The 11,915-nt window shown below is 45.2% G+C and carries 10 protein-coding genes; 4 read left to right on the plus strand and 6 right to left on the minus strand.

Translation table 11 applies throughout. The features are described from left to right. Positions 1-19: 19 nt before the first annotated feature. Positions 20-1,114, minus strand: a complete 1,095-nt coding sequence (mnmH, locus tag ABD744_RS03635; protein ID WP_344795553.1) for a tRNA 2-selenouridine(34) synthase MnmH — start codon at positions 1,112-1,114, stop codon at positions 20-22. 152 nt (positions 1,115-1,266) lie between these two features. On the opposite strand from mnmH, the gene ABD744_RS03640 reads away from it, so the two are divergent. Further along, positions 1,267-1,692 carry an acyl-CoA thioesterase gene (locus ABD744_RS03640; RefSeq protein WP_344795555.1) on the plus strand — a complete coding sequence of 142 codons (426 nt, stop codon included), beginning with the start codon at positions 1,267-1,269 and terminating at the stop codon, positions 1,690-1,692. 27 nt (positions 1,693-1,719) lie between these two features. On the opposite strand, the gene ABD744_RS03645 is transcribed toward ABD744_RS03640, so the two are convergent. Together ABD744_RS03645 and ABD744_RS03650 are read right to left on the minus strand one after the other, a co-directional pair. Further along, positions 1,720-2,535, minus strand: a complete 816-nt coding sequence (locus ABD744_RS03645) for a carbon-nitrogen hydrolase family protein (RefSeq protein WP_344795557.1) — start codon at positions 2,533-2,535, stop codon at positions 1,720-1,722. A 103-nt stretch (positions 2,536-2,638) separates the two neighbouring features. After that, the gene (locus tag ABD744_RS03650; RefSeq protein WP_344795559.1) at positions 2,639-2,872 is read right to left on the minus strand and encodes a DUF2789 domain-containing protein; all 234 of its coding nucleotides are present in this window, start codon (positions 2,870-2,872) and stop codon (positions 2,639-2,641) included. Between the two features lie 339 nt (positions 2,873-3,211). Here ABD744_RS03650 and ABD744_RS03655 point away from each other — a divergent pair, with 339 nt between their 5' ends. Further along, the gene (locus tag ABD744_RS03655; RefSeq protein WP_344795561.1) at positions 3,212-3,436 is read left to right on the plus strand and encodes a hypothetical protein; all 225 of its coding nucleotides are present in this window, start codon (positions 3,212-3,214) and stop codon (positions 3,434-3,436) included. A gap of 103 nt (positions 3,437-3,539) precedes the next feature. Here the strand turns inward: ABD744_RS03655 and ABD744_RS03660 are convergent, their stop codons facing one another. Beyond that, on the minus strand, positions 3,540-5,498 hold the full coding sequence (locus ABD744_RS03660; RefSeq protein ID WP_344795563.1) for a methyl-accepting chemotaxis protein: 1,959 nt from the start codon (positions 5,496-5,498) through the stop codon (positions 3,540-3,542). Between the two features lie 282 nt (positions 5,499-5,780). Between ABD744_RS03660 and ABD744_RS03665 the strand changes: the two genes are divergently transcribed. After that, positions 5,781-6,809 (plus strand): cytochrome-c peroxidase, encoded by a 1,029-nt coding sequence (locus tag ABD744_RS03665; protein ID WP_344795565.1) that lies wholly within the window; start codon positions 5,781-5,783, stop codon positions 6,807-6,809. After that, positions 6,809-9,211, plus strand: a complete 2,403-nt coding sequence (locus tag ABD744_RS03670) for a response regulator (protein WP_344795567.1) — start codon at positions 6,809-6,811, stop codon at positions 9,209-9,211. The genes ABD744_RS03665 and ABD744_RS03670 overlap by 1 nt, the downstream gene beginning before the upstream one ends. A 67-nt stretch (positions 9,212-9,278) precedes the next feature. On the opposite strand, the gene ABD744_RS03675 is transcribed toward ABD744_RS03670, so the two are convergent. Together ABD744_RS03675 and ABD744_RS03680 are read right to left on the minus strand one after the other, a co-directional pair. Next, complete coding sequence (locus tag ABD744_RS03675; protein WP_344795569.1) at positions 9,279-10,361, minus strand: PilT/PilU family type 4a pilus ATPase; 1,083 nt, start codon at positions 10,359-10,361, stop codon at positions 9,279-9,281. Between the two features lie 409 nt (positions 10,362-10,770). Further along, positions 10,771-11,907 (minus strand): acyl-CoA dehydrogenase family protein, encoded by a 1,137-nt coding sequence (locus tag ABD744_RS03680; protein ID WP_344795571.1) that lies wholly within the window; start codon positions 11,905-11,907, stop codon positions 10,771-10,773. Between the last annotated feature and the right edge of the window lie 8 nt (positions 11,908-11,915).

Below are 11,915 nucleotides of genomic sequence, written 5' to 3' on the forward strand. Positions count from 1 at the left end.
TTGGTTTTGGGTTAAAGGTTTACAGGTTATGATTGGTCCAATCTATAACGCTTTGTTTATCACCTTGGAAAAGCACTTTTCCTTCACGTTTTGAAAACTGATATTCGTACATAGGGTCGTAATAATCAGTCAGTAGCCGGGCAATCGGGGCTTCAAAATCTTTGGTTGAATTCTGATTTTGTAATGTCCGAATGGCTTGGCTGAACTGGTCGTGAAGTTCACCGTAACGCTCGTTTCCTAAACGCTTACGGATGCGGGTCAGGTTATGAAGCAAGGTCTCACCGTAGCTCTGTATGGCCAGTTCTTCGCCATGCAACGCTTTGTGCTTAGGCAGTAAGTCCAGCACATAATCTTCTATGCCAATCTCGATACGCTCTTCGAGCGTGGTATCCAGTTTGACCATGGGTGAGGCTTGTTTCATTTTTAATTGCAAAGAATCGGGCAATGCGACACGGCCGATCAAGCGGCCTTCATCTTCAAGCATCAATCGCTGAATGCCTGAATTTCTCTTTTTCATAAACTGTATCGACAGTTCATTTTCGAAGTTGATTTGTGCTGGCTGCTTTTCAAGTGTGTGTCCAAAACTGGAACCACGATGCTTTGCAAGACCTTCAAGATCGACGTGCTTAGTCACTTGCTTCAGAACCCGAGTTTTACCACTGCCGGTTTTACCGCTGAGCAAAACAAAATCGAGTGCCTGAATATTATTTTCAAGCTCATCAATCAGGAAACGACGGAGTGCTTTGTAACCACCTTTAATAAGAGGGTACTGGATGCCTGCTTCTTTGAGCATTTTTTGGGTCAGTCGAGAACGTAACCCGCCTCGGAAGCAGTACAGATAACCTTCTGGTTGAGCGTCGGTAAATTCTTTCCAACTGCTGACGCGTTGGCGTTGAATTTCCTCTGTGGCGAGTTGCCAGCCAAGTTCAATGGCTGAATCCTGTCCTTGCTCTTTATAACGGGTTCCGATTAATTGTCGTTGCTCGTTATCCAGAATAGGTTTGTTAATGGAGGTTGGAAATGCGCCTTTTTCAAATTCAATAGGGGCTCGCACATCCATTAACGGGATGTCATTTAGAAATAAATAACGGTAATCGTCGGTGTCATTTCGCACCAGTCACTCCTGACGTTCAAAAGGTCTAGGAAACGGTTAAGGGCGGCAAGTTTACATAGTAATGGCATGCTATAAAAGACCTGTGGCATTATTTAGTGCATATCTTAATTTTCAGGCATCGCCATCAAAAACACCCGAGAGAAGGATAACGTATGTACCATCTGACAATTGCGCCCAGGTTTTGCGAGACGGACGCGCTGGGTCACATTAATAACTCTGTGGTTCCAATGTGGTTTGAACAGGCCCGAGACCCCATTTTTAAGTACTTTGTGCCCTCGATGAAACCGGAGGACTGGAATTTAATCATCGCGCGCGTTGAGGTCGATTACCTGGCTCAACTGGAGTATGCCGAGGATGTAGAGATAAAAACCTGGCTGGGCAAGATTGGAAACTCATCCATGTCGGTGGTACAGGAAGCCTGGCAAAACGGGGTGTGTTGTGCCAAAGGTAAAGCGGTGATGATTCACTTTGATTATGAAGCCAATGCGGCTCAGCCCATTCCTCCCGACATACGTGAAAAACTGGCCGAGCACCTTCGGGCCGAGCACCTTCAGGCCGAGCACCTTCAGGAGGTATGAGTCAGGGTGAAACCCTGAACAAGCTGTTTACAGCCAATCCATTCGGTTGTTCAGGCACGGAATATTGGCTCTGATGGCGCGGGTTTCCTCCAAAGGTAAATCAATGGTGAGCACACCTTCGCCTTCTGCGATTTCTCCAAGCACTTTTCCCCATGGGTCAATGATGCAGCTTTGGCCCCAGGTTCTTCGGGTTTCGGAATGTTCACCGCCCTGGTTGGCAGCCAGTACAAAACATTGATTTTCAATGGCTCTGGCTTGCAATAACGGCAGCCAATGCGCCGAACCTGTTTGGTATGTAAATGCAGAAGGGATTGCAAAAAGCGTTGCGCCCTGATCGACCAGGTTTCGAAATAGCTCCGGAAAACGTAAGTCGTAGCAGATGGCCATGCCTAATTTTCCGAGCGGTGTGTCTGCGACGCAGGTTTGAGTACCGGCCTGGTAGAAGTTGGATTCGCGATAAGCGCCTTGCTTGTCTGAAACGTCCACGTCGAACAAGTGCACTTTATCGTAGCGATCGTGTTCATTGCCCTGATTATCAACAATCAAACAGGTGGCTGTTGGCTTCGCTTGCTGATCGCTGTCTAAGACCGGCAGTGTTCCGGCAATGACCCAAAGATCCAGTTCTTCGCATAGGCTTTTTAACCATGTTCTTACAGGACCATCGGCTTGAGTCCACTGAGAAGCAAACTCCTGTGCGTCCTTTTCCCCAAAATGCGCAAACATTTCCGGCAGTACGGCAATTTCTGCGCCCTGACTTTTTGCTGTTCGTAATAACTCCGATGCCTTGGAAAGGTTTTCTTCGGTATCGGATGTGCTGACCATTTGAATGACGGAGGCTTTCATGAGTGTGCAACGTCCTTGTGTAATGAATGATACTGGGCATTAAGCAAAAAAAAACCGAAACACACAAGTTCCGGTTTTTGTGATTGCTGCCTGCCAATTGCACTTAATGTCGAAGTTCTGTGTCCAGATGATCAACGATTTCCGCCCAGTCAGAGTCTTCATTGATTGCTTCGCGTAAAAATGCGGATTGTGAGGGAGACCAAAACGGTGCCTCATCAAGACGAATGTTTCCTGACAAATGATGATTGGCGATAAACTCTTCGATGCTCTGTTTATCGGAATCCAAACCCAGTTGTGAAAATAAGGTGTCGATTTGATAGTGATTACTTAAATCCATGCCTGAAACCCCAGTTATTCTTGTTTAATCTACCGTTAAGGATAGTTTTCAAAGCGGGTTGTGACCAAAGGCTAACTGTGCTCTTGTTTGGGAAACATTGTTGAGGTTTTACCGTGAATAGAAGTGCCCAGCTTCGATGGATACTGGTCTAAAATTCATAAGAAGTACTGTTCATAAGAAGTACTATTCGTAAGAAGTGCTATTTGTAAAAAGTACTTATGCAATTGAAAAATGAAGCTACAGTTGCGATAAAATTGTGTTGATGAAATGACAAAGAAGAGCGTTCAGCCAAAGATTGTTTTACAAAGGCCGAATGATGTCTTTTCGAGGGGGAAGGTTGTGAATCATGAATTAATTGATAAGTTCAAAGCCGATCACAGCGTGATATTAGACCGAGACCTGGACGATATTGATATTGCCATTGCACGCTATGATTTGGCTCGATCTTATCTGGCGCAATACCCTGAGCTTAATGGTCAGGACTACACTGGCCGTGGTTTACCTGCCCAGATTGCACGAGACACCAAAGAATTTCTGATGGCGTCCGGTGTCTATCACGATTAACCCTGATCATGAGTTCATGTGTCTTCTTCATTAAGCAGAGTTTTCATCATACGGATTAGGTCAAACCAAGCGTACTTTCAGTTAAACAATGCCTTAAACGTCGCTAAATGGTAAATCGCTGCATTGATCCTTGAAGGCCGCCCGAGATCAGGTTCAGTTCTTTGGCCTGAGCGACGGTTTTAATTACGGATTTCGCCGTGTCTGCGGATAAGGTACGAATGGTGCCTATGTTGCTGTTGATGTCCGAAACAATGGTCGCTTGTTCTTCGGTGGTTGATGCAATATTGATGTTGACGTCTTTGATTTTTATGACAGCTTCAGCAATGTGGCTAAGGGCTTCAGACGCAGTTTCGGCGTTTGACTTTGAGTGTTCGGCAGTACGTACCTGATCGTGCATCACCGTAACGGCTCCCGCCGCAACCGATTGCAGGCTTTGAATGATTTGTTTGATCTCCTGTGTGGATTCTGAGGTTCTGTGAGATAGCTGGCGAACCTCATCTGCCACTACTGAGAACCCTCGACCATGCTCACCGGCTCTGGCCGCTTCAATGGCTGCATTGAGAGCAAGCAAGTTGGTTTGTTCCGCAATACTCTCAATGACGGTCAATACCTGGTTGATATTGCCCGTTTCATTTTTGAGGTGTTCGATGGTTGACGCAGCGTTATTGATCCCAACGGACATTTCGGTGATGTTTTTTTCGATGGCCAAAAACTGGCTCTTTCCTTGTTCAACGGCCTCATTGGCGTTCATCGTTGCTTCAGCGGCAAAGGCTGCGTTGGCCGCAACCTGGTGAAACGTTTGGTTGACTTCAGACATGGCGGAGTGGATTTTGGTGGCTTCTTCCAGTTGTTGCTGGCTGTGGGTGTTGATGGCTTCTGACGTGTTGTTAATGCTTGCACTTAACGTATCTAAGGTGGCGGACTGAGTGCGCATGGAGGTCAATAACTCAATGATGTATTGGCGCAAACGACCTGCCGAGCGAATCAGGCTTTGAATTTCGGTGGTCATTGCTCGGATGGTGATTTCCTGGGTGAAATTACCACGAGAGTAGTGACTGAAAAAAGGCGTTATTTCTTGAATTCGACCTCCGACACGTCTTTGTATTTGGTCGACAAGCAGGGCCACCAGAATGATGAGGGTGATGGTTATGTAGAGCTGCACCTGAAAGCCTTTCAGTTCTTCGGTCAAAACATTGTCAAAGCCCAATGCCGTTTGCGAGAGTTGGTTATCTATTTCGTCCAGGTATTGATTTGCTCGGGTAAAGCTCGACTCAATGGCCGATTTTTGGCTGATGGTTCGTGTTAATTCGCCAGGGTATCGGTTTAATAATCCGTTGAGTTCATTGAGATAATCTTCTGATTTGTTGCCTTGCTCCTCTTCGTCAAAGAAATCGAAATCATCGGTTGTTTCTTCTGGGTTTGACAGAGGGTCAAGATTGTTCAGTGCGCCTGTTAATTCAGTGAGGTCGGATAATTTGTCATGGATGGCTTGAAAACGGGCTTCGGAGGGGTGATTGAAGTAATTCCGCCTTAATAGGCTTAGATGAATCAGTTCGTACTGGGCTTCAGCAGAGAGACTACTCCAGGCATTTGATAATTCTGGTGAGGATAGACTGTTTGCATCGGCAATGTCTTTTATTGCATCGAGGCTGTCGGCTATTTCTCGTTCATTTTGGTCAAGCAGGAGCTGTATATTGCCCGACATTTTGCCTGCAGCGCGAATTTCCGTCGTTAACAAATTTAATAGCCCGATTGCCAACTCGTTGATGTTCGCGACAGAAGATGTCTTGTCGTGCTGGCTGGCGTATTGTTCTGTGTCCGAGATGGCAGAGGATAAGATGCTTTCTGCGGTGGCGAGCAATAGGGTATCTCCAGTGTTTAGGTATTGACCAATGCTTGCTCTGACATTTACCCGATAGTGCTCAGAAAGTTGATTGAACGCTTTGTTGCCACCAAACTGCTCATCGATGGCGTTTAAACCAACGTTGGTGATGATTGCCAGGCCAATGGCAATGGCCGCCAGGCAGCCGGTATTGAATAGTGTAAGTGTCCTGATTTGCATACGATCCCCCTTAGCTCCACCCATTTATCGAGTGAATTGGGGCGAAATTTATGGCAGCCCTGTGAAACATTTATGACAAATACAACTTGTTTACATAAAACCTGGAGGTGATGTTTCTTTGACGTGTTTTCGATGATTTCTCGTCAATCAAATTGAAATGCACTCAGCTTAAATTTAAAACGCTGTAAACCAATTATGTTGGTTGTAACTTGGTCTAAGTTTATCAATGTCTTATAAAAAAGTTATAGCAACGGCTTTGTCGGTTGGTTTTAGGTATTTTTTATGCGCAGTCATTATGTTTTGGTTGTTGTTCTTTTGTTGCTGGTGGTATTCGGTATCTTGGTTTTTCAGCTGAATATGCCCAATGATTCTCATCAATGGAAAGTGAGTGGGTCTCGGTCAGGGTCTTTTTCCTCTCAATATCTGTATCAGGCTGTTAATTCGCCACTACAGCCGCTACCAACTGTGCAAAGTTCGAATTCTCATTGGGTGCAGTTAGGAAAAGCGTTGTTTAATAGCCCGCTGTTGTCTGCAGATAACAGTGTCTCGTGTGCCTCTTGTCATGATGTATTTCATGGTGGCGATGATGGTTTGCCTGTTTCGACGGGGATAAATCAACAAGTGGGTACCAGAAATTCGCCTTCAGTGTTAAATGCGGTATTTAACTTTCGCCAATTTTGGGATGGGCGAAGCCTGAACCTCAAAGATCAAGCCGAAGGGCCGATTCACAACCCAGTGGAAATGGGCAGTGACTGGGATGAAGTGCTTGAAAAGTTACGTTCAGAACCTAATTTCGTTCAAAGTTTTCAAGATCTTTCAGAGGACGGCATTACCGTTGAAAATATCCTGAAAGCCATTGTTTCTTATGAAGAGTCGTTAGTCACCGAAAACGCCCCCATTGATCGGTACCTGTTAGGGGAACACAGCGCGTTGACGCCTCAACAGCAGGCGGGTTATCGGAAATTTGTCGACTATGGCTGTGTGACCTGTCATCAGGGGAGAAACATAGGGGGGAACCTTTATCAAAAAATAGGCCGTTTGGATCAGGTGCCTGCCAATCTGCTGGACGACCCAGGCCGGTATGAATTAACTAAGAATCCTCAGGACATGCATGTGTTTAAAGTCCCGAGTTTGAGGAACGTGGCGGACACCGCACCGTATTTTCATAATGGTTCTGTGGATGAGTTATCTGTAGCCATAAGAATCATGGCCAGAGGTCAATTAGGGCTCGATCTCAACGACGCCGATGTGGCGGATTTAGAAGCTTTATTGCACGCGTTTACCGGTGAGCTGCCGAGGTCATTACAATAATGAAGTATTTATTGGAAGGCCTTTTATTGGCTCTCATTTGGTTGTTTGGTAGCTTAGCGGTCGATAGCTATCATGCATTAGAAAAGCAACAGAAAGCACTCCAGCTGGCCAATGAACTGAATCGTTTTACCATTGAGTTGTCGCTTGAAACCCTGACGGCCTCTAACAGCAGTGTTTACCATTTTGATAAACATGCTCAAAAACAACTGGGTTTGGAGCGAGTCAGTAATGAATTGCGACAAAATGACAGTCTCAGTAAAGAAGTTTCCTTATCCCTTAATCACTTCAGCAATCTGGTTGTAAACTACATGCAGCTGGCAACCATGCTGAAGACTTCGTATCGGTACATTTCTTCTTTAGGCATTCAGAGAGATTCATTTTTACCTGAAGAACAGTCACTTTTGTCTTCCGTTTTGGTGTTGGTGTCTAATCTTCAGGTTGCTCATGAGTTGCCTAGAGTTCAGGAGATCAGTCTGCGACTGATGGGGAAGTTGGCTTTATTGCGGGAAAGGGAAGCTGTTGAGCCCAGGTTTCGTTTATTACGTTTGCACTCTCAGTTTATTCTGGACAATTTTCTGAAAGCTTCTAATTATTTGTTGCCAATTCAGGAGGGAGGCATTTCAGAGGTTATTCAAAAAAATATTGATCATTTAAATCGTCGTATAGAGCGTAATTATTGGCAGCTTATCAGTGATGTGTTGCTCACGCTTTTTGGCGTGTTTGTCCTTGTGGCAGTGGTCTTCTCTCGTTTAATGGCGCAGTTAAAAGAGGCGAACAAACAAGCAAAACAAGCGGCAGAAACCAAGTCGTTGTTCTTGTCCAATATGTCGCATGAGATCAGAACGCCTATGAATGGAATCCTGGGCCTGACGGACATTTTATTAGCAACCGAACTTAACTCGGTGCAAAGAAATTACCTGGAAAAAGTACGCTTTTCGGCCAACTCACTCACAACGATTATTAACGATATTTTGGATTTTTCTAAAATAGAGTCCAAGAAATTGCACATAGAACATGTGCCATTTGAGTTTGCTGATTTACTGGATAATTTACGAACGCTGATGACGCCAATGGCTTCTGCCAAGGGCATCTGTTTGATCTTTGATATCGACCCGAATCTGAGAGAGCAATACATCGGCGATCCTGTACGCATTAATCAGATCTTACTGAATTTAAGTTCTAATGCCGTTAAGTTTACCGAAGAGGGGGCCGTCACGGTTTCTATCCGATCCGAAGTGAAAGAGAAAGGTCAGCAGTGGATCACGATTGCCGTTACTGATACGGGCATAGGGATTAGCCAGGAACAAATCGAGAGCTTATTCGAGCGCTTCAGCCAGGCGGAATCATCAACCACCAGAAAATACGGGGGGACAGGTTTGGGTTTGACTATCTGTAAGTTGCTGACGGAATTAATGGGTGGGGAAATTAAAATATCCAGTCGACTGGGGTGTGGCTCGACTTTTTCGGTACGAATTCCTTTGGATACGGCCTTTAGACAAGGAGACTTGGCGTTGACTCAATACAGTGGGTCTATGCTGGTGGTGGAAGATGATCCGGTCACGCTTGAAGTCAGTATGACATTGGCTCAGTCGCTCGGGTTGAAGGTGGTCGGGGTACAATCTGGCCGGGAGGCTCTGCAAGCATTAACCGAACGAAGGTTTGATATTTTGTTATTAGATTGGGTGCTGCCTGATTTTGAACCGGGCGCAATATTAACAGAAGTTCAGAAAGTCACTGAGTTGCCTGATCAAGTGGTAATTTACACGGCCCATACTGAGAATTTTATTCAAACGGACAACGCTTATCCCATTATTTATAAGCCATTATTGAAGCGGGATTTGATTGAACTTTTGACTCAAAAAGGGGCACAGCCTGTCGGAAATGCATCCGTAGATCAGGCATTAATAGGGGAGTGCTCAGCGGAAATAGGAGAGAGCTTAGCGGAAATAGGGGAGAGCTCAGCAGACACAAACCCGCAATCACCTGAGCAGACATCCCTTGAGCGTGTTTTAGCCGCCATGGAGCTAAAAGTGTTGTTGGTGGAAGATAATGAAATCAATCAGATGATCGCAGTGACGTTGCTGGAACAGATGGGCATCACCGTGACGACAGCCATGAATGGTCAGGAAGCGGTGGATACTGTGATTGCTCAAAATGGCCAGTTTGATTTGGTGTTGATGGACATTCAAATGCCCATTATGGATGGCATGGAGGCGACGCGACTACTTCGGGATAAGTTCAATCCTGAGCAGTTAAAGATCATTGCTCTGACGGCTAACGTCATGCAAGATGAAACCAACACATATTCCGAACTGGGGATGAATGGCTTCTTAGCGAAGCCTTTTGAGTTGAGCCAACTTCAGGCGATTATCGTCGAGCATTCTGGTGTTACTAAACATTAAGAACCTGCTTCACGCAGAGTGTTCTTTTAATTAGGTTTCTAAGGTATTGAGCGTGTTTGAAATCTCCTTAAACCGCTTTCTTATGTAATCTTTCATCAAGCAGTCGAATCTGCACCGTCATATTGTGTTTTGAATCTGCGTGCTCTATTGCCGCTTCTTTACTGATTTTTCCTTGGCTATAAAGGGCAATAAGAGATGAATCAAAGGTCATAGCATCTTCCTTGTCTCTGCGGCTGAGCGCCTGATTGATGCTGTCGAAATCTCCTCTTTGAATCAGGTCCTGAATATAAGGGCTGTTAGTTAAAAGCTCTATCGCAGGCCATAAAATCTCTTTGCCTTTGATCAACCGTTGGCATACTACGGCCGATAAGTTTCTGGACAAGTCCATTAATACCTGATGATGGCTCGCCTGAGGAAAAAAATTCAGGACTCTGTCCAGGGTTTCAATGCAGTTACTGGCGTGTATGGTTGCTATACAAAGGTGGCCTGTTTCAGCAAAGGCTATGGCGCTTTTCATGGTATCCATGTCGCGAATTTCGCCGATTAAAATTACGTCCGGTGCTTCGCGAATGGCGTTTTTAAGCGCGTCATTGTATGAGTGAGTGTCTACTCCCAACTCCCTTTGATTCACAATGCACTTTTTATATGAGTGTAAAAATTCAAGCGGATCTTCGATGGTCAGAATATGACCGTGTTGCGTTTCGTTTCTGTGGTTGATCATGGCCGCCATAGTGGAGGATTTACCAGAGCAGGTTGCCCCCGCAACTAATATTAACCCCCGACGGTTGTTAACCAGTGTTTTCAGAACTGGGGGCAGGTTTAGAGATTCAATTGATGGCGGCTCTGTATGTATCAGCCGAATGACCATCGAAATTTCGTTTCGTTGTTTCATCAGGCTGATTCTGAAACGGCCTATGTCTTCCACAGTCACTCCGGCATTTAATTCCCACTGTGTTTCAAATTGTTCAATGTGTTGGCTGGATACTAATGAGTAAGCCATGCTTTTTATTTCGTCGCCGGTGATGATCTTATCCGGATTCACAGGCTTGGTTTCGTTATGAACCTTCAGAAGTACCGGGGCTCCTGGTGCAAAAAATAAGTCTGACGCATCTTTATCAATCATGTAAGAAAGAAAGCGGTTAATGTCCATAAAATATAGCCCCAAGGTGAACGCATGGATTGGATATGCACGTTGTCTTTAATTGGTTACATTCAAATAATTGATGCTTGATGGATTGAAGTGTAGGAAAAGACTGATTAGCTAAATAGTAATGATGCGATGTTTGGTATGGGTTCAGGTGGGTAGCGGAACGGCATAACCCCAGAAAATATGAATGAATTCAGGCAGTAACTTTTTGAGTTCCGTAATTCGAAAACAGTGTGTTAATTTTTGCCTGAAGGAGTATAACCGCAAGGGCAGTAGTAACGATTGTTAGATTGAGAGTAATGCTGGCTTAGAGGTTAATTGCTGAGATGACGAGAAGTCGTTGAGCCAGAAGGAAAAATAAGAGCTCTGTGATAGAGCCCTTATATACGAAAGAGGTTCTAAATACAGGCGCTTAAAGTGCTCTGGCAACAATTTCTTTCATAATTTCATTGGTGCCTGCGTAAATTTTCTGAACGCGGGCATCAGCCCAGGCTCTGGCAATCGGGTATTCCCACATATAGCCGTAGCCACCAAACAATTGCATGCATTCGTCCATGACTTTGAACTGAAGGTCGGTGGTCCATTGTTTCATTGCGGCTGCCGTTGGCACATCAAGTTTTCCTTCGAGGTGAAGCTCCAGGCAGCGATCCACAAAGCAACGACCTGCCAGGGTGTCAGACGTTAACTCAGCTAATTTAAATCTCGTATTTTGAAAAGACATCACCGGCTTTTTGAAGGCTTTGCGGTCTTTCACATATTCGGTTGTCCACTCCAAAGCCGCTTCAGCGGAAGCGATGGCCGTTAAGCCAACCAATAGACGCTCTTGTGGCAGCTCTTGCATTAAGTAGGCAAACCCTTGGCCTTCGCCACCAAGCAAATTTTCTTTCGGGACTTTAACATCCTGGAAAAACAGCTCGGAAGTGTCCTGCGCTTTCATACCGATCTTTTCGAGGTTTTGACCTTTTTCAAAACCATCCCAATCACATTCAACAATCAACAGACTGGTCCCTTTTGCGCCTTCACTTGGATCTGTCTTGGCTACAACGATCACCAAATCTGCCAGTTGACCATTGGTGATGAAGGTTTTTGAACCATTTAAAATGTAATGGTCGCCTTTATCGATGGCGGTGGTTTTTACGCCTTGAAGGTCTGAGCCTGCACCGGGTTCGGTCATGGCGATGGCGCCTACCATTTCTCCGCTAATGAGTTTTGGAATGTACTTGTGTTTTAATTCTTCAGAGCCGTAATGCAGAATGTACGGTGCAACAATGTCGGAGTGAAGCGGAAAGCCAATGCCGGAACAACCCGACCGGGCTATTTCTTCCATAACAATTGCACTGTATCGGTAGTCACAGCCTAAACCGCCGTACTCTTCTGGCATGGTGGGGCACAACATACCAAGCTCGCCTGCCTTGTACCAAAGGGCTCGGTCTACATGCCCATCTTTTTCCCATTGGGGATGAAACGGAACGGCTTCTTTATCCAAAAACTTTCTGACAGTGTCTCTAAAGCTTTCATGATCTGAGTCGAAAAGAGTACGCGGAATCATCAAATTCT

The organism is Litoribacillus peritrichatus, assembly GCF_039537985.1.
GTDB lineage: Bacteria > Pseudomonadota > Gammaproteobacteria > Pseudomonadales > Litoribrevibacteraceae > Litoribacillus > Litoribacillus peritrichatus.

Excerpts from the sequence above, each read along its gene's own strand:
- ABD744_RS03640 (WP_344795555.1), top strand. The coding sequence starts at position 1,267 with ATGTACCATCTGACAATTGCGCCCAGGTTTTGCGAGACGGACGCGCTG.
- ABD744_RS03645 (WP_344795557.1), bottom strand. The coding sequence starts at position 2,535 with ATGAAAGCCTCCGTCATTCAAATGGTCAGCACATCCGATACCGAAGAA.
- ABD744_RS03650 (WP_344795559.1), bottom strand. The coding sequence starts at position 2,872 with ATGGATTTAAGTAATCACTATCAAATCGACACCTTATTTTCACAACTG.
- ABD744_RS03660 (WP_344795563.1), bottom strand. The coding sequence starts at position 5,498 with ATGCAAATCAGGACACTTACACTATTCAATACCGGCTGCCTGGCGGCC.
- ABD744_RS03665 (WP_344795565.1), top strand. The coding sequence starts at position 5,781 with ATGCGCAGTCATTATGTTTTGGTTGTTGTTCTTTTGTTGCTGGTGGTA.
- ABD744_RS03670 (WP_344795567.1), top strand. The coding sequence starts at position 6,809 with ATGAAGTATTTATTGGAAGGCCTTTTATTGGCTCTCATTTGGTTGTTT.
- ABD744_RS03675 (WP_344795569.1), bottom strand. The coding sequence starts at position 10,361 with ATGGACATTAACCGCTTTCTTTCTTACATGATTGATAAAGATGCGTCA.
- ABD744_RS03680 (WP_344795571.1), bottom strand. The coding sequence starts at position 11,907 with ATGATTCCGCGTACTCTTTTCGACTCAGATCATGAAAGCTTTAGAGAC.